Source organism: Alicyclobacillus fodiniaquatilis (assembly GCF_042678105.1).
Classification (GTDB): domain Bacteria; phylum Bacillota; class Bacilli; order Alicyclobacillales; family Alicyclobacillaceae; genus Alicyclobacillus; species Alicyclobacillus fodiniaquatilis.
In genome coordinates this window covers 99,057-121,217 of the sequence record NZ_JBHUCX010000099.1, presented here as the reverse complement: position 1 = coordinate 121,217, position 22,161 = coordinate 99,057, and the positions used below count along the sequence as shown (strand labels likewise).

At 50.4% G+C, this 22,161-nt stretch carries 21 protein-coding genes; 7 read left to right on the top strand and 14 right to left on the bottom strand.

What is annotated here, in order from left to right; translation table 11 throughout:
* Positions 1 to 88: 88 nt before the first annotated feature.
* Positions 89 to 1,069, bottom strand: coding sequence for an aldo/keto reductase (locus tag ACFSB2_RS24315; RefSeq protein WP_377945703.1), 981 nt, complete (start codon positions 1,067 to 1,069; stop codon positions 89 to 91).
* Positions 1,070 to 1,084: 15 nt separating this feature from the next.
* On the bottom strand, positions 1,085 to 1,954 hold the full coding sequence (locus tag ACFSB2_RS24310) for an NAD-dependent epimerase/dehydratase family protein (protein ID WP_377945702.1): 870 nt from the start codon (positions 1,952 to 1,954) through the stop codon (positions 1,085 to 1,087).
* 349 nt (positions 1,955 to 2,303) lie between these two features.
* Here ACFSB2_RS24310 and ACFSB2_RS24305 point away from each other — a divergent pair, with 349 nt between their 5' ends.
* From ACFSB2_RS24305 to ACFSB2_RS24295, 3 genes are read left to right on the top strand one after another with little or no spacing between them, the layout of a single operon-like run.
* Positions 2,304 to 2,960 carry a response regulator transcription factor gene (locus ACFSB2_RS24305; protein ID WP_377945701.1) on the top strand — a complete coding sequence of 219 codons (657 nt, stop codon included), beginning with the start codon at positions 2,304 to 2,306 and terminating at the stop codon, positions 2,958 to 2,960.
* Entirely contained in the window at positions 2,957 to 4,405 is a 1,449-nt protein-coding gene (locus ACFSB2_RS24300) for a sensor histidine kinase (protein ID WP_377945700.1), read from the top strand. Before ACFSB2_RS24305 ends, ACFSB2_RS24300 begins: the two co-directional genes overlap by 4 nt.
* 42 nt (positions 4,406 to 4,447) lie before the next feature.
* Positions 4,448 to 5,311 carry a hypothetical protein gene (locus tag ACFSB2_RS24295; protein ID WP_377945699.1) on the top strand — a complete coding sequence of 288 codons (864 nt, stop codon included), beginning with the start codon at positions 4,448 to 4,450 and terminating at the stop codon, positions 5,309 to 5,311.
* Between the two features lie 581 nt (positions 5,312 to 5,892).
* Here the strand turns inward: ACFSB2_RS24295 and dnaN are convergent.
* The 4 genes from dnaN to ACFSB2_RS24275 form a co-directional block, all read right to left on the bottom strand.
* A complete protein-coding gene (gene dnaN, locus ACFSB2_RS24290; RefSeq protein WP_377946006.1) occupies positions 5,893 to 7,032 on the bottom strand; it encodes a DNA polymerase III subunit beta in 1,140 nt (379 codons plus the stop codon).
* Positions 7,033 to 7,396: 364 nt separating this feature from the next.
* Complete coding sequence (locus tag ACFSB2_RS24285; RefSeq protein WP_377945698.1) at positions 7,397 to 7,900, bottom strand: hypothetical protein; 504 nt, start codon at positions 7,898 to 7,900, stop codon at positions 7,397 to 7,399.
* Between the two features lie 635 nt (positions 7,901 to 8,535).
* The gene (locus ACFSB2_RS24280; protein ID WP_377945697.1) at positions 8,536 to 8,988 is read right to left on the bottom strand and encodes a hypothetical protein; all 453 of its coding nucleotides are present in this window, start codon (positions 8,986 to 8,988) and stop codon (positions 8,536 to 8,538) included.
* 241 nt (positions 8,989 to 9,229) lie between these two features.
* Positions 9,230 to 9,940, bottom strand: a complete 711-nt coding sequence (locus tag ACFSB2_RS24275) for a class I SAM-dependent methyltransferase (protein ID WP_377945696.1) — start codon at positions 9,938 to 9,940, stop codon at positions 9,230 to 9,232.
* Positions 9,941 to 10,246: 306 nt separating this feature from the next.
* On the opposite strand from ACFSB2_RS24275, the gene ACFSB2_RS24270 reads away from it, so the two are divergent.
* Entirely contained in the window at positions 10,247 to 11,209 is a 963-nt protein-coding gene (locus ACFSB2_RS24270) for a hypothetical protein (RefSeq protein WP_377945695.1), read from the top strand.
* A 36-nt stretch (positions 11,210 to 11,245) separates the two neighbouring features.
* On the opposite strand, the gene ACFSB2_RS24265 is transcribed toward ACFSB2_RS24270, so the two are convergent.
* Positions 11,246 to 12,130, bottom strand: coding sequence for a LysR family transcriptional regulator (locus ACFSB2_RS24265; RefSeq protein WP_377945694.1), 885 nt, complete (start codon positions 12,128 to 12,130; stop codon positions 11,246 to 11,248).
* A 209-nt stretch (positions 12,131 to 12,339) separates the two neighbouring features.
* Here ACFSB2_RS24265 and ACFSB2_RS24260 point away from each other — a divergent pair, with 209 nt between their 5' ends.
* Complete coding sequence (locus ACFSB2_RS24260; protein WP_377945693.1) at positions 12,340 to 13,416, top strand: citrate/2-methylcitrate synthase; 1,077 nt, start codon at positions 12,340 to 12,342, stop codon at positions 13,414 to 13,416.
* Positions 13,417 to 13,546: 130 nt separating this feature from the next.
* Here ACFSB2_RS24260 and ACFSB2_RS24255 read toward each other — a convergent pair whose 3' ends face one another.
* On the bottom strand, positions 13,547 to 14,083 hold the full coding sequence (locus ACFSB2_RS24255; RefSeq protein WP_377945692.1) for a MarR family transcriptional regulator: 537 nt from the start codon (positions 14,081 to 14,083) through the stop codon (positions 13,547 to 13,549).
* 190 nt (positions 14,084 to 14,273) lie between these two features.
* On the opposite strand from ACFSB2_RS24255, the gene ACFSB2_RS24250 reads away from it, so the two are divergent.
* Entirely contained in the window at positions 14,274 to 15,275 is a 1,002-nt protein-coding gene (locus ACFSB2_RS24250) for a quinone oxidoreductase family protein (RefSeq protein WP_377945691.1), read from the top strand.
* Positions 15,276 to 15,367: 92 nt separating this feature from the next.
* Here ACFSB2_RS24250 and gpr read toward each other — a convergent pair whose 3' ends face one another.
* Positions 15,368 to 16,375, bottom strand: a complete 1,008-nt coding sequence (gene gpr, locus ACFSB2_RS24245) for a GPR endopeptidase (RefSeq protein ID WP_377946004.1) — start codon at positions 16,373 to 16,375, stop codon at positions 15,368 to 15,370.
* A 148-nt stretch (positions 16,376 to 16,523) separates the two neighbouring features.
* Between gpr and rpsT the strand changes: the two genes are divergently transcribed.
* A complete protein-coding gene (gene rpsT / locus ACFSB2_RS24240; RefSeq protein ID WP_377945690.1) occupies positions 16,524 to 16,796 on the top strand; it encodes a 30S ribosomal protein S20 in 273 nt (90 codons plus the stop codon).
* Between the two features lie 42 nt (positions 16,797 to 16,838).
* Here rpsT and ACFSB2_RS24235 read toward each other — a convergent pair whose 3' ends face one another.
* From ACFSB2_RS24235 to ACFSB2_RS24215, 5 genes are all read right to left on the bottom strand, one after another.
* Positions 16,839 to 17,150, bottom strand: a complete 312-nt coding sequence (locus ACFSB2_RS24235; RefSeq protein ID WP_377945689.1) for a small, acid-soluble spore protein, alpha/beta type — start codon at positions 17,148 to 17,150, stop codon at positions 16,839 to 16,841.
* Between the two features lie 90 nt (positions 17,151 to 17,240).
* Positions 17,241 to 18,242, bottom strand: coding sequence for a DNA polymerase III subunit delta (gene holA / locus ACFSB2_RS24230; protein ID WP_377945688.1), 1,002 nt, complete (start codon positions 18,240 to 18,242; stop codon positions 17,241 to 17,243).
* Positions 18,243 to 18,308: 66 nt separating this feature from the next.
* A complete protein-coding gene (locus ACFSB2_RS24225; protein WP_377945687.1) occupies positions 18,309 to 19,490 on the bottom strand; it encodes an NAD(P)/FAD-dependent oxidoreductase in 1,182 nt (393 codons plus the stop codon).
* Positions 19,491 to 19,614: 124 nt separating this feature from the next.
* Positions 19,615 to 21,249 (bottom strand): ComEC/Rec2 family competence protein, encoded by a 1,635-nt coding sequence (locus ACFSB2_RS24220; protein ID WP_377945686.1) that lies wholly within the window; start codon positions 21,247 to 21,249, stop codon positions 19,615 to 19,617.
* Positions 21,246 to 22,016, bottom strand: a complete 771-nt coding sequence (locus tag ACFSB2_RS24215; protein WP_377945684.1) for a ComEA family DNA-binding protein — start codon at positions 22,014 to 22,016, stop codon at positions 21,246 to 21,248. The genes ACFSB2_RS24220 and ACFSB2_RS24215 overlap by 4 nt, the downstream gene beginning before the upstream one ends.
* Positions 22,017 to 22,161: the final 145 nt, after the last annotated feature.

Here is a 22,161-nt window from a genome sequence, read left to right as displayed (position 1 = left end):
TACCCAGCAGTGAACACTGCTGGGTGGCAACCCTGTTGATTTTCATGCCTGTTTTACAAAACCGTCTCGCAGACCATCCCGCTCTACCTTACCAAGCGTACGCCTTTGGCGCCGGGCCCCCTGGTCCAGGAAAGATTTCGTCGAGTTGCGCCAATACGTCGTCTGTCAGTTCCAGCTCGACAGCCCGCAGCGCGCTGTCCAACTGATCCATCGTGCGCGGCCCGATGATGGGCGCCGTGACAGCCGGGTTGGCCAACAGCCAAGCCAAGGCGACAACACCGCCAGATTCGCCAAGCTCTTTACAAAGCTTTTCAAATGCCTCCAACTGGCCGCGCCGCTTTTCAATTTCCCCTTTTTGCCGACCTGTCCGCGTATCTGCAGCCGCCTGTAGCGCATTGCCGCTGAGCAGCCCACCTGCCAACGGGCTCCAAGGAATGATGCCAATCCCCAGATGTTGCGCAGCCGGAAGAACTTCCAACTCCGGCAAGCGGCAGAGCAAGTTGTACTTGTGTTGTTCGGAAATCAGGCCGAAGAAATTGCGCGCTTGCGCCTTTGCCTGTGCATTCAACAAATGCCAACCCGCGAAATTGCTAGCGCCGACATAATAGACTTTACCTTGTTGAACCAAACCTTCAAACGCTTCCCACAACTCGTCCCAACTGACGCTCAAGTCGACGTGGTGCATTTGATAGAGTTCGATATGGTCTGTCTGCAAACGCTTCAATGACGCTTCCGCATGACGCCGAATCTTAAAGCCGGACAAGCCCGCCACACCGTTCGGCCCGTCATTTGCATCCATGCCTTCGCCATATACCTTCGTCGCCAATACGACCTTTTCGCGCCGTCCGCCACCTTGAGCAAACCAACGACCGATGATTTCCTCTGTCCAACCACGACGATCCCGACCGCCATACACATTGGCGGTGTCAAAGAAGTTGATGCCTGCATCCAACGCCGCATCCATGATGCGATAGGATTCTTTCTCCTCGGTTTCGGGACCGAAATTCATCGTGCCCAAGCACAGGCGGCTGACTTTCAACCCAGAGCGTCCTAAATTGGTATGTTTCATTCTATTTACGCCTCCTTAAGAAGATGGATGTGCTTTCTCTAAATCAACGTAATCTCGCCAACGGTGAACGGGTTGCCACCCCAACAATCGCTTGGCTTTCTCATTGGAAAACAGCGTCTCATAGCCATCAAGCGGCGCACGATAGTCCGTGACATGTGGATAACTGGCCACCATCAAATCGCGGCTCTTGATATCCATGCTCGTGTCATCCGCCGCAATGTTGAGCGCGACGCAACCCAGCCCTTCCCGTTCCACAGCAAGGCGGTAAGCCGCCGCCGCATCCCGCGTGTCGATGTAGCTCCAGAGAATGCGTTCTCGCGCTTTTGCATCGTGCACAAAATTCGGGAAGTTTTGATACATAGAAGGCGCAATCACATTGCCAAGGCGCATTGACACCACTTGTATCCCCGTCTTGCGATGAAACATCTCGGCTGTCTCTTCATTGACAATCTTCGAGAGTCCATAGCTGTCCTGCGGCAACTGCGGATGCGCTTCATCGATAGGCACGTACTGTGGCGCTATCGGCTGTACCGCAAACACAATGCCATAGGAAGATTCGCTGGAAGTGATGACCGCCTTGCGAATCCCTAGTGCCGTTGCCGCCTCAAGGATGTGGTATGTAGACAAGACGTTGTTCGCAAACGTCACCTCGTTCGGGCGCAGATACGCTGCAGGAATGGCCGCCAAATGAACGACTGCATCGGCCCCCTCCAACACCCCGTACACCTCGCGAAGGTGATTTAGATCAGCGATGATGGTGCGGCAAATCGGTTTCGCCGGGTGCTTTGTGTCGACGTTGACGACTTCATAGCCGTGATCGACAAATTCGCGCAGCACCCATGGGCCAAGTAGCCCGCTTCCACCGGTGATGACCACTTTCGCCATTCGCCACCCTCCTTCGCTCGCCCAGTGGGCATATTTTGTGCCTCGTTATCAGTGTAAGACGACTGATTTGTTTTTTAAAGAAGTGAAATGCTTGTGATATTATTACATTATCTATACTTGCTAATGATTTGTAAGCAAAGTAAGCAGCCTCAGGTTTTCTAGAGACTGCTGATCACAGAAAATAAAGTTGTATGCTCAAATTCCTCACTAAATTTTACGGAGTCTCATAAGTCTTCACGAACAGAAGAACGCTGTTACCCACGTTCGCAAATTGATAGCCGACTGATTTTTACAACTCTCTTACAATGCTCGTCCGCGCTTTATAGTAAATTGAGATGGGGGTGATTTAGTGGCCTACATTCTTGTAGTTGAGGATGAAAAATCGATAAATGACCTGATTGCGATGAATCTTTCATTAGTTGGCCATACTAGCAATCAAGCGTATGACGGCAACGAAGCGCTCGATCTCTTACAGCAAAATACGTACGATCTTGTCATCATGGATATCATGCTGCCTGAAATAGATGGGTATTCCCTCATGCAATTCGTTCCCGAAGAATCCCCGGTCATCTTTCTCACGGCAAGGGGTAACCTGTCAGATAGGGTCAAGGGGCTTAATCTGGGTGCTGACGATTATATCGTAAAGCCCTTCGAAACAGTAGAATTACTTGCCCGTATTCAAGCCGTTCTTCGACGTACGCACCGATCGCCCGGTATTTTTTCCGTTGACGGTACGGTTGTCAACTTAGAAAGCAGAACCGTCACCGTTGAAGGGTGCGAGATTGAGCTTACCCTTCGAGAATATGAATTGTTGGAAGTCCTGATTCAAAACAAAAACGTCGCCCTCTCTCGTGAAAAGTTACTCAAAATAGCGTGGGATTACGACTATTTAGGAGAGACAAGGACCGTGGATGTACACATCCAGAAGCTTCGCCAGAAGCTGCGTTGGAACAACAGGATCAAAACGGTATATAAATTAGGATATCGCCTGGAGGTGGACGATTGAAATTTTGGCAAAAATCCTTCTTGGCAATCTTAGTTTTGTTCGTCGTGTCCATCAACATTTGTTTATACCTGACTTCTAAATACAGCTTTTCTCTAAACGCGCAACAGGAAAGAGAGCGGGCTATTGGGGAATATCAATTTATCTCGAATGGCATGTTCGAGTCTATGAGCAGCCTAAACTATCGCCAACAGGGTATTCCGACAGTTTCTTCTGTAGACAGCCTGATGAGCACATTTGCGGCCTACTATACAAAACAAAACGTGTACCTGGAGCTTACACAATCAAGCAAGTTGCTTTTTTCCAATGTCCCTGCGGCGGTGAAAGCCAGCTTGAATGCTACCAAATTGCCAAAGTCCGGATACACAATGAGAATATTCGCGAGAAGTGGAACTCACTATCTGTGCATTGTTGGCCCAATAAGCGGACTAAATGGAAATTACACTTTAGCTTATGTCAGCAACCTCTCCGATTTGTATAACAGCCATGCCAGACTCACTCGCTATCTGATTTTCGTGAGTGCCGTCATTGAAACACTTTTGGCACTTACACTGCTGTTGATCCTGCGGAAACTTACGCATCCGATACGACTTATGCAAAAAGCAACCCGCAAGATCGCCGGTGGGGTTTATGGTGAGCGAATCAGGATATCTGGCAAAGACGAATTTCATGACCTAGCCGAAAACTTCAATCTGATGGCGGTGAGCATTCAGGAAAAGATTGACGAGTTGGATAGAAACGTTCAGGAGAAGCAGGGCCTCATTGACAACCTGGCCCATGAACTGCGGACGCCGTTGACCGCTATTCGTGGACACGCGGAATACCTCCTAAGTGCACATACAAATGAACAGAATCGCGCCAAAGCGGCGGGATACATCTTCAGTGCGACTGACAGAATGCAAGACCTGGTTCATAAAATTCTTGACTTGGCTTTAATCAGAAACAGCAAACTGGATCTCCAAGAAATCCAGCCTTCGGAACTACTCAGTCAAGTTGAGTCTTTGACAGCGCCAAAACTAAGGGAAAAGCACATCAAGTTAGAAGCTCGTTGCGCATTGGAAAATCGGCTAACAGGGGACTCCATTCTCCTGCAATCCCTGCTCATCAACCTAATTGATAATGCAGCAAAGGCATCAAGGCCCAATTCAATGATTACACTATCCGCTTACTTCGATTCCGCACCGATACTGGAAGTTCGGGATTTTGGCTGCGGAATGGATAAAGAGCAGCTTTCTCTCATCTTTGAGCCATTCTATCGCGTGGATAAGGCGCGATCGCGCAGCTCCGGCGGTGTTGGCTTGGGATTGTCACTATGCCGTGAGATTGCGAATTTACATCATGCGCAGTTGAGAATCCACTCGCAACTTGGGAAGGAAACCACGGTACAGATCGTTTTTACAACTCCTTTACAACCTCCTGATAACTTCATAACCTCCGCGGATATATGATTTGCTCGTAGTTCAATCACACAACAGCGAGGTGTAGGAAACATGTCCAAGTTCAAAAAAGCAGTCGGTAAGGCCTGGGTGTTTGGCGCAGCCGCCGCGGTCATTGTCGGGAGCGGATCTACGATGGCGATCGCGCTCGGTCAGAATGCCACCGCCTATGCAGCAACGACTGCGCATATCGCCACAAAACAGGTTCAGACTTTGCCCAGCCCTCAGATGTCCAATCTGCCCCAGAGTTCAGGGGGATACACGGTCGTTGACGAGTCCAAACACCTACCGAGCCAGCCTTCAGCTATGCTTCTGGCCAAATTTAAACTTGAGGATAGCGCGAAGGGCATCACGGCCACTCAGCAACAATTACAGCAACAGTACAGTGAATGGACTGCGAGCAACACGCCTGGCGCAAAAGACATGTCAGCACAGCAAGCGGCTGCCTATGCTGCGCCTTATGTTGAACAAGCGTATGGTTTGGACTTGAAAGGCTATACTGCAAAGACCGAGTTTATGGCGCTTCCGACTCCTAATTCCGCCCAATGGGTTGTTACATTCTATCCGCCAAATGAAGACAAACCAATAGACGGCTACTCATGCACCATAAATTCCGTGACTGGCGAATTCATCGATTTGGAACTCAGTGCCGGGGGCGGAGAGACATCGATTACCAACTTGACCTATCCGTGGCTAATACCCACCGCCGCACACGATATATCAAAGCTCTTGCCGAAGAATGTATCCATCACCAGCACCAAGATCGTCGGGCATAAAGCTGGAGCCGTCTACTTTGTCAGCAATTTGTCCAACGGGTCTGCTTTCGGTGTTGCCTTGAATGAAACCAACAAATCGGCTTTTTGGTACCATTATTTCCCGAGTGGTTACGACGGGCTTTGGGACGGTTACAATTCTTAAGTAAAAGCAGGCTTATTGACAAGTCAATTTAATGAGCCGCAGCCCTCTAGGTAGACAAGGGAATTGGAATCCTTGGAGCAGTTCTGCTTAGAGGGCGCTTTTACACGATAGGCTCATTCCAGGAATCCTGTGCAGGTGTAGCACGCACATGGGGAGGCTGATGATGACATGACACCAACTGCCAATTGCTTGACAACTGTCGAGGAACTATATGTTCAAACCAGTTCAACCTCACTCAGACATTCTTTAAACCAAGACACCCTTACCAGCCCCCTTGTCTGATTTCACGGAAAGCGTTTCGACCTCATTACGCCTTATATGACTCTGTCTTGAGCCAATTTTCAGTTACTCCGATAGAGTCGATATTGCATATTCCTGCCCGTTACCGCAAGAGACCTACGTTGCCGTTGATGCATAATTATTCGCGCTTCAGGTAAAGCAATGGCCAGCAATGCAGCCGAGGTATTGCCTGATAGTACTTGGGGTCAGTATACAGCTCTATTTTCTAATACACGACTTTACTTTTCGGGATACAACTTTATTTTCCGTGATCAGCTGGCGCGATGCCGATCATGCGGCCATCACGAGCGTGCTCCCCACCGAAGTATTCCACAAGTGTGCGAACGGATCCGGTGGCGTCCATTATGAACTATCAACGAACTTAGACTCATTAATCTTTGGAAACGACATGGAAGCCTACTTTCCAGTTCAGTAGCGCACTTATCTGAATACCATTGGAGATTCATCACCTGGCAAAGCGTCGGGTCATCGTTGGGAAGGAATACAATCGGCTGATTAGCCCCAGTAAATCTTACAATTGCCTCTTCCGATTTAAAGGTCTGCAATGCCTCAAGAGCATTTTTAGCATACAACGCGATGACCATGAGGTCTCCGTCAATTGATTTTGTTGGTATAACATCCGTTAGATTTCCATACTCGGGTGACTTCGTTTTAATGTATGCCTTTTCTTTGCTTATCTCGAATTGTATCTCGTGGTTTCGCGGCGCGATGACCATCGCTCGATCAATAGCAGAAACGATTTGACGTGTGTTCACCACGATTTGTGTGATGTGGATCTTCTTCGGAATAAGGCGATCAATTTCGACAAACGTACCTTCAATAATTCTTGTGTAGAACCTTAAGGAGCCAGCTGTGAACAAACAATGGCTTGAAGTGACGGTTAAGGATACTTCATCTTTCAAATCAGGCAAAATCCGCTCTAGCTCAATGAGGGACTTCGCAGGAACGATTACGTTAACCAACGAGGTCAATCCGGTTTCTAACCTGATGTTTTTCGTTGCAAGGCGTAGAGAATCCGTTGCAGAAAACGATGCTTCGTCACGGTCAAGATGCACGTGAACACCGGTCAGAATTGGGCGCGACTCTGATTTAGATGCAGCAAATGCCGTGCTTCTGATGCAATCACTCAATAGGTTCGCGGGGATTCTCACGTCAGGGATACCCGACACCATCGGTAATTGTGGAAATAGATCCGTCTCTATTCCAAAGAGGGTACATTCGAACTCACCTGAACGGATGGTTCCAGTGTTGTCAGGTGCAACTTCAATGTCTATTGCCGAGCTAACTAACTTACGTATGATATCTATTAGCTTTTTAGCAGGAAGCAACGCGCTGCCCTCTTGAGCCACATCAATGTTCACATCATCTGCTGATCGAAGGCGGTTCACGATACCAACTTCTAAATCGTATGCTGTTACGATTCATCGCGAGCCTCGATTAGCACCGCTGTCAGGGCATGAATGGTTGTTCTAGAAGCTACTGCCGACGAGACACTGAGTAATAGTTCTAAAAACGCCTGTCTGCTGGTTTCAAATTTCATGTAGTCGCCCCTTAAATCGTGCAATTTTCTCGAGTTTCTGTCATCTCAATTTATCACACAAATCTTAGCAAGCGGTGATTCATTTATCGACGATATATCTTAAAAGCGAGATGAATCACTATTCAGCTAATCTGCCCGATCCCAACAAGAACTATGGGAAACGGACGCATGTTTATGCACATACCAGACAACACAGTTCTTGAATTTATGCCCCCTTATGTGCCACAAGCGAATCAACAAATCTCCTAGAGACTACTTTTGGACAACGGTATTGCATTGTAAATGGCTTTGAATGTTTGCCGCAGAAGGGTCACGTTGGGTAGCTTTCGCTGCAGTTCGTACTTACGCAAGAGAGTGCCTTCAGTGTTCAGCCATTGAACCAGTTCCTTTTTGACCATTGGTGGGTAACCACCCTCCAATGCACCAATTGCCGACTGATTCGTCATAAGTATGTCATATGAATATTGGTGAGGGATACCCATTCCATCTAGTGTTGTGATACCTGAACGCAACGCACCTACGGATTGAGAAACAAGCGAAATTTTACCCATACGTGTTTCTAGAGGAGTTTTCAACTTAAAGCCTTCCGTGGCGGTATCAATAGGCGCAGCGAAATTAACCATAACCGCATCTAAGGTATTATTATCGTTAGACTGTGTGCGTCGTAATTGCACTAAATTCACAGCAAAAGAACAAATCAGCAAACTACCTATAATGTAAAATAATGATTTCCGCAGCTTGTTAGTCACCTCCATTGTTTATCTATTTTACCAAAGTAACTCCTCATATTGGCAGCCTATCTTATATCGCAAACTTGCCCATATCGATCATTCAACCGATATTGAATATTTATGAAACGTGATTTCTGACATCTTCTGTCGTTCTTGCTCCAGTATGCTCAAGATGCTATTCGTACACCATTGCCCCTGGCTTATCCACTAACATGACTTTGATCACGGTGCTCCCTCCCTCAGTCCCATCTCGACCTGTTGGTCCACGCTTGAATCCTTACTGTTCGTACCAATGTGCTTTCTTATAGTGCCTTCACTAGACGAAAGACTCCGGGCCTTGACTTAAATCCTATTCGTTGATTCACCGCCAACATTCGTGCGTTGGTGGAATCGTTATCGGTGCGTACACGTGTGCCACCGCGTTTTGTGACATAGTCGATGGCCTTGATATTGACTGCGAGCGCAAGTCCACGCCCTCTGTAGTCCAGGTGTACGCCTGTTAAGTTGTGATAGTAAATGTCATTTTCATGATGAAATCCAGTCAGAACACCCATGTCCTAATTGCGTATCTCTGTCTGTTAACTGAACAATGAGAAGATTTCCCCATGTGTAATCATACACTTTACGCTTCGCTAGCTTGCCCGTAAACGCAATTACCGAACAAATGTATCCTTTGCCAGCTGCGACCGAGCAAGATAAACTGCACTTATGATGTACAAAAATGCGTAGACAAAGTCGGCGTAAAACGATAGCACTGGACTGTGAATAGAGAACGCGAAATATATGCTGTAAAGGAAAGCGGCTGCAAGGTAGACAATCGCCAGTGGTCGGAATGCTCGTTTTCTCTTCATGAATAGGATTAACAACGTAATATTCAACACTGCTCTTAAAACCGACCAGACGCTTACAAGCAGTGGTTGCGTGGTCGCAGATGCTCCTACAATCCACCTTAGGATTTCACTGACAAGACCTAGAGCACCCAATACACCCGATATCCATACAGCCACTTTAATTAACTTTAATGGTCCACGGATTGGAATGCGTTCATCACGTGCTGTAGCCGACGGCAATGATTCTTTGATTTGGTCCCGGTTTAAAAATCGCAATATGCCATCTCCAATGTTGTGTATATCGTTGCTGCTTCCGACGGATTCGTTCTTGTACTATGCTGCACGTTTGTTCAATACCCATTTTACAGGAATGTCGTATCTTTATGCGCCAAAAGAAAAGCGAATCGCCTTGGCCACAAGACCAAGACGACTGAATCCAGTTTACAATTTTATTTTCTGGTTCACATTTATATTTTTCAGTTCACAACTATATCTTCCGCAAACAACTGCTTTTCTATCATTTAGTGATGCGAAGCACATGTGTCGCGCCCCTCAAGAAACGAAAGCTCGTCGGCATTAGCTCGACGTCAACACCTTCTGTTTTGAGTGTGTCTAGCAGTTGGTTCAGTTCCGGATAGCGCTCCCGCGCAAACGTCGCCAACGGATAAATCCGGATTTGGCCACCTGGTTTGCAGACACGAATCAGTTCCCGAACGGCGTTCAAGTGAAATGGCAAATCAAATTGATCGTGATACAGGAACAAAAAGTGGCTGCACAAAACCAAGGAAAACGCGTTGTCCGCAAAAGGAAGACTCGGCAGTTCTCCGCGAACATAGCGTTGATGCTGCTGATCTTTTTGGTAATCTGCCACGAAAAATTCCAAAGAGCGCAGGCGATTTTCTTCATGGGCCGCTGGACTGCCGTAATAGTCCCAATCGTACACATCCGCCAATTTGACCAACTTCTCTGTCGCTGCTTTCGTCTCCCGCTCTCCATGTGCCTGGATGGTCTCCGGCAAAAGCGTATACAATGGATCCACTGCGGTTGTCTGCAGCCCTTTTTGCTGTGCTTCCGCGCAAAAAGAAGCCGCACCAGCAGCCACATCCAAAATCGGGCCGTGCGCCAGCATTGCCGACGTCAATTGGAACATGTCGACATATTCCTGAAAGGATCTGCACGTCATGGCCACGCCAATTTGCTCATACACAGCTTTCGGTTCTTCGGTCATTACACTCATCTCTCCTCTGCTCGTCTGAATCATCCGTACTTTCAACCCACAACCATCCGCACTGCCCGATTTGGCTGGCAGTTCACGTGATGCGCTCGGTACGGTTTGGTGGGACGCGATAGCGATGACTCATCTCAGCTCAACTCATCTCAAATAAAAATTTACCATATAAACCGTGGGTAAGTGAGTGCGGTTATGCGACAATCTCATTCTATATGAGAGAAACTGGATGATTGTGTATAATGAATGAGACACAAGATAGCGCTTACCTATATTCACATCCATTTTCGAAAACGAGGAATCCATATGCACCAAGTTTTGGACTGTACAATTTCCGACCTTGAGTTGACCAAATGCACAGCACATTTCGTTCCCGAAAACGATGTGTATTACTTTCGCGACGCTGAGCTGATGGAGACATTTCTCAAGCTGGGCATACCCGTATACAACCGGGAGGAACTGCATGCGAGCTTCCCGGGCTTTGGCCTTATGTATAGGACGCTCTATATGACTTGGAAGATACCAGAGGATGCATACGTGGTTCTATTGCAACAGCGCCAACTGGACAGAATCAGCGACGAACAAAGACTGCAGCTGTTTAGGCAACAGGTAGCGTTAAAGCGCGGCCATGTCTATGATGAGCGTTGGATTGAAGCGTTTGCGCCGCCTGTGCGCCATATCGTCACCGTGGAAAACCAACGCTACTATCTGCTTACGACGGACGACTGGCAGTTGTTCAGCGAGGAAACACGCCAACAGTGGGTGTTAAAGTGGCTCAAGGAGTGGAACAAAGATGATCCACGTGGCATCCGGAACTTTTCCCGCAAACATGCAAGTGTCCCCTACGCGCTGCTTGATGTTTACGCGAGCACATTTGCCGGTGAAAGTGGCCCAAACTGCTTCGCAGCCGCCATCGCTGCAGTTGTCGCTGGTATCGGCCAAGATCTCGAACAAAGCCAGACCCTAATTCGCCACTGGCTGCATCAAGCGCCGTTTTTCCGCCTGCTCAGCGCACAAGGCTACACAAAATACACCGAATGCCAGACCACGGCTGATTTGCAATCAATGCAGCCAGCAGACGTGTTGGTTTGGTGCACTGGCGAAGGTGAAGCAGGACATGCAGCATTTGTCGTGGATGACGGACTTGTATTCCAAAAACACGGGCAAGGCATTGAAGATCCATGGCAGGTATTGCGCATTGAGGACATTTGGTACAACGAATATCTGAAAACAGACGGCCATATCGCCATATATCGGCGGTGTTCGTGAATTTCGTGTAGCAGCGTACCGGTTGGGGCGCCCCTATCACCGGCGCCCCGTCATATACTGCTCCACACAGGCCACAAACGTGGCCGTTGTTCCTTGGCGCTCCCTGGTCACCACATACGTATGTCCCACAGGCAACGAAAGCGATGGCACATCCACTTCGACGATCCGCCCCAATATCAGCGATTGCCGTATCATCGAAGCAGGCAGAAATGACGCCGCCAGTCCTTGCTCGACAAAATGCAGGCTGACATGGGCGCGGCTGACCCGCATCGTCCGCAAGGTTGGATACAGCATGCGCAGTTGCACGACGAAATCATCCCAGAATACAGGATGATTGTGCGTGATGATGGGATAGCGCAAAATGACCTCATCGATGTGTTGGGCTGGTCCATCGTGATCGAACATGCCCGCTGGCGCGACTAGGCGAATTGGGTCCTCGTACAGCACTTCACTGCGCAAACGGCGCGAAATGGGCTCCTCCCGCGAGAACCCGATATCCGCCTCGCCCGTCTCCACCAGGCTGCAAACTTCTGCCGAATCAGCCACCAACAGCGCAATCTGCAAATGTGGATACGCTTGTTGCATGATGTCCATCCAGCGCGCCAAATAGGTCATCGCGACAATCGGCGATGCGGCCACCGTCAACGTTTCCGTATAGGATTGCTGCCAGCGCGCCAGATCTTCCTGTCCGGCGACATACGCCTCGTATACGCGCTTTGCGTGTTGGCGCGCGCGTTTGCCCGCCTTGCTCAACTCGATATGGCGACCGACGCGATCAAACAATTTTACCCCCCAGGCTTCCTCTAACTTGCGAATGTGCAATGAAACAGTGGGCTGAGCGATGTGTAGTCGCTCAGCTGCGCGATGATAATTGCCTTCCTCGGCAGCGACGAGAAATGTCCGCAACCATGCGATTTCCACCGTGACACCCCCTTATGAATCATCACGTTATGTAATTGATTTGATTACATTTAATCATTATACATTTTCGATGACCTTGATTACACTAATCCTGAACACATAGATGGAAACTTGGGTGCCATCTGCAGGGCTGCAATCGGTCGACATTTTCCCTGTTGCCAGCTATCGCATTGCAGAAGATTGGCTTGTTTTCGAAAGGATGAGGAAAAATGGCCTGGGTCAACGGATTACAGGATGTTGTTGCAGCAAAAACCGCGATTTCGGACATTGACGGCGAACACGGGCTTCTATCCTATCGCGGCACGGCAATTGCCAATTTGGTGGGGAACACGTCCTATGAAGATGTGGCGCACTTGTTATGGACAGGGAATTTGCCAACAGAATCAGAACGTCAAGCGACCTTGGCGGCGTTCCAGGCTGGTCGCCAGTTGAATGCGGACGTGATGGACATGATGGATCACTTGCCACACGCTTTGCACCCGATGGATGCGGCGACCATTGGCTTGCTCGCGGCGTCGAGTGACGATGCCGCCAACACGGTGGAAACTGCCATCCGGATGGCGGCCGCTTTTCCGGTACTTTTGTTGCGCCATCACGCCAATCAACAGGGCCGCGTTCGCGTGGCGCCCAGAGTAGACTTGGGTCAGGCCGCCAATTTCCTGTACATGCTGCACGGCGGCAAAGAACCCTTGCCAGAGGCCGTGGCGGCGCTCGAAGCCTACTTGATTCTGACGATGGAGCACAGTTTGAACGCCTCGACGTTTGCCGGACGTGTCGCAGCCTCGACGCGCGCCAGCATGCCCCGCGCCCTAGCTGCTTCCCTGATGACGATGACTGGACCGCTGCACGGTGGGGCGCCCAGCAAGGTCATGGACATGTTTGATGCGATTCAAACACCAGCGCGCGCAGAGACGTGGCTGCACGACCAGCTTGCCAAAGGAGCGCGCATCATGGGGTTTGGCCACCGCGTCTACCGGACCGTGGATCCGCGCGCGCATGTGCTCAAACAAATTGCCATCGACGCCTTGGCCGGAGAAGCGAGTCTGGCATTAGCACTCACCGTCGAAGCAAAAGCACAGGCCTTGCTCGCCGCTTTGAAACCAGGGCGACGCTTGTACGCCAATGTCGAATACTGGGCAGCCTGCGTCCTGCGCACACTTGACATCCCCCGCGCACTGTACACAGCCACCTTTGCCAGCAGTCGCATCGTCGGCTGGACCGCGCATATTCTGGAGCAGTACGCCTGTGACACATTGATTCGACCACAGGCCATATACGCGCCTTAAGTGAAGCCAAAAGCCCCGCCGCCACTTTGGCAACGGGGCTTTTGGCTGACAAATGTCACTTTGTATCAAACCTTGAGCAGCAAGACTGCCCGATGCAACTCCAACTAAAAAGTGAAAGCACGCTTTCACTCTAATCCTTCAGATTGACCCACGAAGTGCTTAACCCATCCTTCAGCACCCGAATCAGAAAGTGCAATTCATCCGAGCTATATCTTTGCAAAAAGCCGAAAACCCCTTTTTCAATCTCCTCATGTAAAGCCTGGTGGAGTTGAAACAATTCTTCGCCAAGCGGCGTCATACGGAAGAGAATCTCTTTTTTATTGTTCGGCAATGTCTCAGTCCGAATCAATTTTTGGGCGACCAACCGCCGTGTAACTTTCGAGACGCTGCCTTTTGGAAAGCCAAACTGTTTGGAAATGGTAATCCCATTGACCGGTTCCAGTCGCCCGATGGCATCGAGCACATGCAACATCAGCACGGTCGTATCCTCTAATATCTGCGCTAATAGTGGATTGGCGCAATGTTTGATCAGCCAGGCTTTTTCGTCATCATCTTCCTGTTGGTACCGTTTCCCGATCTCCGTGAACAGGCTGATGATCTCTGCAGCAAGCGGGATCGTATCCTGTGTATTTTCGTCATTGTCCGTCGTATTTTTCCCATCTGTCATAGCGTCATCACCTGATGATTTGATATTGCCGCGTGTCGCCGACATTCGCCACCTTTTTTACAAGTATAGCAAACAATCCGCGACAACGAAGGAGATGCCGCCCACAATGTTTCCAAGAAACAATATTGACAGAAACACAATCGCACCTTATGATTGTTTCCAAGAAACAATCCAAAATGAGGCGATCTCAATGCACATGCAAGCCGTCCGTATTCACGCATATGGAACCCCTGAAGTCATGCAGTTGGAGACATTGTCTATCCCGACGCCTGGCTCTGGCCAAGCACTGGTGCGCGTGGAAGCGGCATCCGTCAATTTTCTCGATATTCAGCATCGCCGCGGCGATCTCGTCAAGCAAGCGTTCTATCAGCAAAAGGCTGGTCTGAAAATGACTTTGCCCACCATCATCGGCAGCCAAGGCATTGGCACTGTCGAATCGTTCGGCCCTGATACGGCAAATCCCCGTGTGCATACCGGAAGCCGAGTCGCCTTCTTTGGCAGTTCATATGCGACTCATGCGGTCGTCCCAGCTGCACATCTCATCCCTGTGCCAGACGGCATCTCCCTTGAAGAAGCGGCGGCAGGCCTGAATCAAGGTTTTCTCGCTTACGCGTTCACACATCACACGTACCCGGTTAAACAAGGCGACTGGTGTCTGGTTCAAGCGGCAGCAGGCGGGCTGGGACATTTGATTTGTCAGATAGCCAAACTGCGTGGCGGTCGAGTGATTGGCGTGACCTCCAGCGCAGAGAAAGCCGACATGGTCAAAGCGATGGGCGCTGATGAAGTGATTCTCTCCCAACAAGCGGATATCGCCAAAGAAGTACAGCGCATCACCGAGGGGAAAGGGGTCCATGTGGTTTATGACGGCGTGGGCAAAGACACATTTGAAGCCAATCTCGACAGCTTGACGCCTGGCGGCTACCTCGTCATCTACGGCCAATCCAGCGGCTATGTGCCGCCGTTCGATTTGATGCGACTCCAAGAAAAAGGTTCCCTGTTTATCACACGGACGAATGGTTTACCCTACACCCATGAATATCCGACTTACCTACAACAATTTGCAACCTGGCTCAAGGAAGGAAAGCTGTCTATCCGAATCGATCACACATACGCATTGGCAGATGCAGCCAAAGCGCACAAAGCTGTTGAACAGCGGAGATCGAGTGGGAGAATTCTGTTGCTGCCGTAGATTGCAACTCCAGCGAAATTTCACGGTCTGACACTCGCCATCATTTTAGACAGCAAAAAGGAGCCAAAGGGGCTCCTTTTGCCTTTTCATCGTCAATGCGTGACCATATCGGCGTCATCCATCGTCATCACCGGATGCAATGCCACATTCAGCCCTTTGGCGACCACGTAGGCCACATCGTCCATGAAATCGTCCACTTCTTTCGGCGTGACCACCAAGTTGTTTTCCATCGGATCCAACACCTCGCGAATCAGATGCCATTTTTCGGCTGACGATAGCTGATCAAACAAGGCCGAAGCCCCATTGCCTGGCACTTGCTCCCGCAACTGATGCAAGACCAATTCAATCGCGTCGTTGGCGATGGTCGCAGCTTCTACCACCGTCGGCACGCCAATGGCAATGACCGGTACACCAAGCGATTCCACGTCCAGCGCCGCGCGATGGTTGCCGACGCCAGCGCCTGGTTGAATGCCGCTGTCGGAAAGCTGAATGGTCGCATTGACCCGCGTGAGCGATCTCGACGCCAATGCGTCAATGGCAATGACCGCGTCCGGTTTGACCTTGTCCACAATCCCGCGGACGATCTCGCTGGTTTCAATGCCGGTCAGCCCCAACACGCCTGGCGATACGGCTGCAATGGAGCGATAGCCCTTGCCATCCCCGAGCACGTCTGGCATGTATTGAAACAAATGCCTGGTGACAAACAATTTCGTCACCACCATCGGCCCCAATGCGTCTGCGGTCACATGTTCATTCCCCAATCCAATGACGAGAATGGACGCGTCTTCAGGCAATTTGATGAGCCGATTGAATTCGTCGGCGAACGCTTCGGTCACTCGTTCCTGCAAATCTGGATCCCGCCGACGCAAACCTGGTATTTCGAGCGTAATGTAATTCCCTTTGCGCTTCCCCAAGCGCCGTTCAGCGACTTTCGTCCGCACTTTTACACGTGTGACCGCAAAGCCGTCAAATTCTTCATGAGATTCATCCACGCCATTGATACTGCGCCCTTGCTCGCGGGCCAATTCATGTACTTCCATCGCCAGATCTGTGCGTGGACTGTAGTGAGAAAGCGACTGATGGCGCTCATGCAACTTCATCCAGCGGGTATGCCCATGTACTTTGATTCGATTCACGCGATTTTACCTCCCGTTCTAACTCACTTTTGTTGCGGCGAAGCGCCCGATGTGGTAAAATCTCTTTCGTCTGTAATGGATGCCGGTTTGTGCAACTGGAGGTGAACCATTCATGCCGAACATCAAATCAGCAGAAAAACGTGTACGTATTGCACAGCGCCAAACACTGCGGAATACGTCGATGAAATCCGCTCTTCGTACAACCCTCAAGAAGTACGAAGCATCACTGACTCAACAAGACGTTGAACAGGCTCGCGACGCGCTTCAAACAGCAACTCGCGCATTGGATAAAGCGGTCACCAAAGGAATTCTGCATAAGAACACTGCTGCACGCAAAAAGTCGCGTTTGACAAAGAAGTACAACGCTTTGGCAAGCAACGCGTAAGAAGATGCATACCTAAAACGACCCTTCGCAGCCACTCGGCTGTCAGGGTCGTTTATTTTGTTGCCCTTCAATCAAATCGTCCACATGTTGCTTCGCCAGTTCCTGCTTGGCCAAATAAACCATTTTCCGCACCATCGGCCCACCAATTTGGCCGCCGATCCGCCCGGCATCGCGCGTTGTCATATCCCCATTGTCGCCGTGTTCGTTGTATCTGACATGAATCTTGTCCGCGGCTTCCTTTGCCGATGTTACTTCCGTTTCCGGCTCCTTGTACTCCACCAGCCGCAACTGACCATTTGGGCCAATGGTATGCACCGCTTTGCCAGGCACTGTCTCTTTTTCTGATTCCGACATACAGAAGCACCTCCTGTTGTCTTACTGTACCCGTGCTGATGGCCTGGTACTCCTCAAGCGGATGGATTCCAACGTTTTGCAAAATGCCGCTCACACACCCGCAACATTTTTTGCACACTGTAACATGAACAATTCGATGGCATGCTGGGGATCTCGACGTCCGCGCTTGACGTCCAACTCGATGTCCGCCGCTTGCGTAATGGTCCGCTCTAGCGCGGCCAAAGGGATCTTCTTCGACTGCCTGTCGGCGACCCGCAGCGCAAACGGATGGGCTTTGACTTCTTTGGCGATATCATCAAGCCGCATTCCTTTTTGCTGTAAGGCCTTGGCATACCACATCAGCCGCAATTGCCGCGCGAGCATGGCAAGCAGCGCAAGCGGATCATACCCTTGTCGTTCTATATCCACCAAGTGCTCGGTTGCTGTGACAAGTTGCCCTTTAATGACGTGATCGACCCAATCAAATACAGTCTCCTCCAAGGTTTGTGTCACAAGCATGCGCACATCTGCCTCTGTCACGGCTTTACCGCCTGCGTACAAGCCCACTTTATGTAGTTCATTGCGCGCCAAAGTCACCGTCCCTGTTCGCCGCCACAACTCTGCAAGCGCATTTCCCTGAATCTGAATCGCTTGTTCGGTTGCATATGCTTGCAGCATTTTGAGGGCTGCAGCTTCCTTTGGCGTCTGGCACGATACGACAAGGTGTCGCTTTGCCGCCTTTGTGATTTTTTTGCGCTCGTCCAATTTATCCGCTTGTACAGTCAGTACCAAAACGCGGTTCGAAACCGGATTCTGAAGGTAAGATTCCAAAGCTTCGCCCTGCGCGCTGTTCTTTCCCTGACTCAGAAACACTGTGCAATTGTTGATGACCACAAGCGGCTGTTGCAGAAAAAATGAAACACTTTGCAATTCAAGCAGCGCTTGCTCGACACCATCTTCCTCAAAATCATACCGCACCGCAGTCTCTGCTTGCGTCGCGGTCACCAACTGCGCAATCAGTTGCGCCATAAATGAAGTTTCCTGTCCGTGCAAAAGATAAACAGGCGCAATCTGCCCACCTGTGATTTGTTGACTCGCTGATGTGAAATCCAAAAAAGACGCCTCCCCGACCAGTATACCGCTTCTGGTCGAAAGAGACGTCTTGATTTGAGCAAAGAATTAAAGTTGCATTACATTTTTCCCGCGGTCTCCGGCGAGACGAACGCCGCCGAGTTCCCACAGATATTTGATTTTGCTGCCTTCCTTCATCAAGCCAGCAGTAGCACCTTTGATAGGAATACCGAAGGCATCGCCTACACCAACTTCAGCACCGAGTGAGCAAAGCGTACCCTTGAGGCTCGCCTTGAAGTTCTTCATCGGTTTGCCAGCCAGCAATGCTGCCAAGTTGTGCGCTACACAAGCGCCCATCTGTTCAGCAACCTGAGCTGTCGGTGGGTATGGCTTGCCATTCTCATCTTCTGCCCAAGCGCTGTCACCAGCGATAAAAATGTGGTCATCGTCCGTTGATTGCAAGAAGCTGTTCACCTTAGCCTTGCCGCGACGGTCGACGGTGAAGCCAGAATCGGCCAACAACGGATTTGCGCGAACGCCACCCGTCCAGACGATGGTACCGGCCTCCACTTTTTCGCCGCCATCCAAATGGACGACACCAGGCGTAACTTCCATGATTTTCGTGCCTGTGCGCAATCTTGCGCCTTTTTTCGTCAGTGTCTCGAACACGTAAGGACGAAGATGCTCTGCGACCATTGGCAGAATGGTTGGCATTGCCTCAATGCACTGCATGTCGACATCATTGTACGAAATGCCCAAAGAAGCACAGAGTGTAGGAATGTAGTCGACGAGTTCACCCATCAACTCAATACCTGTCAAACCAGCGCCGCCAAGTGCAATGCGCAAGTGACGTGGGTCATGATCTTGAGTGTAAGCTTTAAATTCATTTTCAATGTGTTGGCGAATTTGTACGGCGCTGTCCAGGTTGGTGATGCTCATGCTGTTTTCCTTCAGGCCTTTAATCCCAAAGTATTCCGAAATCCAACCAAGGCTGTAAATCAGGTAATCATACGCATACTCGCCAGCTTTGCCTTTGACGACTTTCTTTTCACGATCCACCCCTGTGATTTCGTCAATCACGAGTTCAGATGTGTCTTTGCGTAAAACTTCTTTGATTGGCACTTGATAGTTCTCTGCAGGTCCACGACCGCCTGCTGCTTCGTGCAACAGTGTCGTGAAGTAGTGGTAATCGTGGTTGTTTACCACTGTGAAAGGAATACCAGCCCTATCGAGATGGGCTGCGGCCATCACGCCTGCGTAACCGGCGCCGACAATCACAATTTTGCTCATTGCTCGTCCTCTCCAGTTCTGCATACCATATTTTTATGATTCCATACGTACAGCTAGCCGCTGTGATCAGCAAGAATATGTAGAACAGCAGCTAAACGCTTTCCAGTTTTAAATCATAGCACATTCAACCTGATTTTACACGAGCCGATGTCGCAACATTTCTCGAATAAAAAAATTTGTGCATGTGAAAGAATGCAATCTTAATCTTTTTCCACCGCTGTCCACCTACCACACCGGCGTAATACAACAGTAGAAACCCCAGCGGCAACGTAGGTAGTGTTGTGAGACTATCTGGCGCTGCAGCAATCGGAGCAAGGATTTGCGTCAATTTGTGGACAAGATAGACATCTGTATCTGCCAGCATGGTTGTGAAGGAAGTGAACCAAGGAATGGACAGCATCACCGTCGCCATCGCCAGCACCCCCCAGCCGAGCGTCAAAGGCAATAGAATCACCAACAATGGTTCGGCAACCACCGTCGCGATGACTCCGTAAGGCGTCCATTGCTGAAACCACCACCAGACGAGCGGGATCATATACACATCCACGATGACACTTGTCAAAAACAACTCAAAAAAATGCTGCCAAAGTTTCATTCCCCATTGCAGCGCGTACTTCTTGCATACAGACCATCTGCTGTTCAATTGTACGGTTGTTGTCTCTTGATGTGTCTCGCCTCGCGCCGGGCGGCACAGGCGTGCCGCATCACCGACAGCAAATGTCGCCATGATGGACAATATGCCGCTGATGCTCGTCAGCGCATACGGTTGCCACAGCGCAAATACAAAACAGGAAACGCTCAGGCAGGTAAACGAAGTGGTGCGTCGATGAAACATGCGGCCCAACAAGACATAAGTCATCATGATGGCCGCCCGGACAAGTGGTGTGGCGCCATCGCATAACCCGACAAACACCCATACACCACACAACAGGTACACATGCTCAAGATGCCAAGAGCGAATGCCTGCCAAACGTACAGTCGCGGCCCACAACAAGCTCAATGCGCGACAAAACAATACGACATTCGCGCCGCTGGCTGCCAAGAGATGTGTCACGCCCGCTGCCAAAAACATATTTTTCACACTGTCGGACAGTTGCACTGCCCGTCCTATCACCATCGACAGCGCCAGATCCGCATCTGCAAGGCGACCGCCAGGCGCCGTCGCCTCCATCGCATTGGCCATGTACAAGCTGGCAGCGTCGGCTTTTGGCGGCGTAGAGGACAGCAACTGTCCACGCAGCCCCCATTCAGGCGCCAACCACTGCTGTAACCCGGTGTCTCCCGCGCTTAAAGCGACGAACATCCCGTCGATTTGGACGCGGCTCCCCGGTTGCAGCGACACTTGGCCATACGTCGTCCAGAATGCGGAGATGGAACTTTTCTGCGGCGGTGTGCCAACAGCTGTGACGGTCAATTGCACTTCACTTGCTGTTGTCGTCTGTGTGACATGGGTGACCACCCCCTCCATTTCAGTAGTCACCCCTAGCCGAATCGGTGGTTGATTTGGACAATATCGCGCGTAGACCAGACCATAGAGCACGGCTAGGCTTGTCACACAAAGAGAAAGCAGCAAGTGAGCAGACCGTCGTGCCGGACGTGGACGTCGCCAACGAGCGATGAAGCAGCCAATTGCAAACAGCGCGACACTGGAAGCGACACACGTTAAAGCAACTGATCGCGCAAAAGCAGCGTGTGTTGTCACCACAATCACAATGACGCACAGCCACGCATACGCGCAGACAACACTGGCCCGTTTCATGGCTTATCCGCATTTGCCTGCGGCACAAACAAAATGCCCGTCCACTTCGCCAAGGTCTTGTCCCCAATGCCTTTTACATTCGTCAAATCGGCAACCGTTTGAAACGGGCCATGCGCTTTGCGGTAGGCTAGAATCTCAGCCGCGCGCGTTGGGCCGACATCTGGCAAAGTCTCCAACGTTTCTGCATCAGCACTGTTCAGATTGATGCGCTGCCCGCCACCAGTAGGCGCGTCGCCATCACTGACCATAGCGCCTGTATCCGCAGCGTTCGATCCGTTCTCGGACTGCGCATTCCCGGCCGCCGAACCCACGTCCACTTCCTCGCCATCCCAAACCATCGCCGCCATATTCACATTTTCGGCGTCAGCCTTATGTACAAATCCCCCCGCAGCGCGAACGGCATCACCTACACGCGCATTCTCCTTGAGCGTCACCACACCAGGATGCACAACATCGCCATGCACATCCACTTTGATTGAATTATCCTCTTCGTCTGCCGCAAAAGCGGATTGTCCAGACGAAGAAGGCTTCGGCGCGCTTTGACCATGCGCGCTGCCCGCTGACTTCATCGCATGCCCGGACAACCATGTTCCACAGCCGAGGAACAGCGCTGTCAAACAAGCCAGTCCCAACACTTTTCCCAACCGGGTATGAAGCAGCGCTGTGACCATGTTGCGACGCGATTTTTTTTGCTGTGATACAGCTTCTATTTCGGCCACCACCATCGCTGCATCTGGAACCAAGGACAGTTTCTGTTGTTTATCCATCTTTCCGCCTCCCCACAGAAATGTCGTTTGCAGGAAAGTTCGCCAGAACGCGCAACATCGCCTGTTTTCAGGACACTCAATCACATGCAATTTTGCTAACCTGTGTGATCATCGCCTCAAATAATCGAGTGACACTCCGAACAAG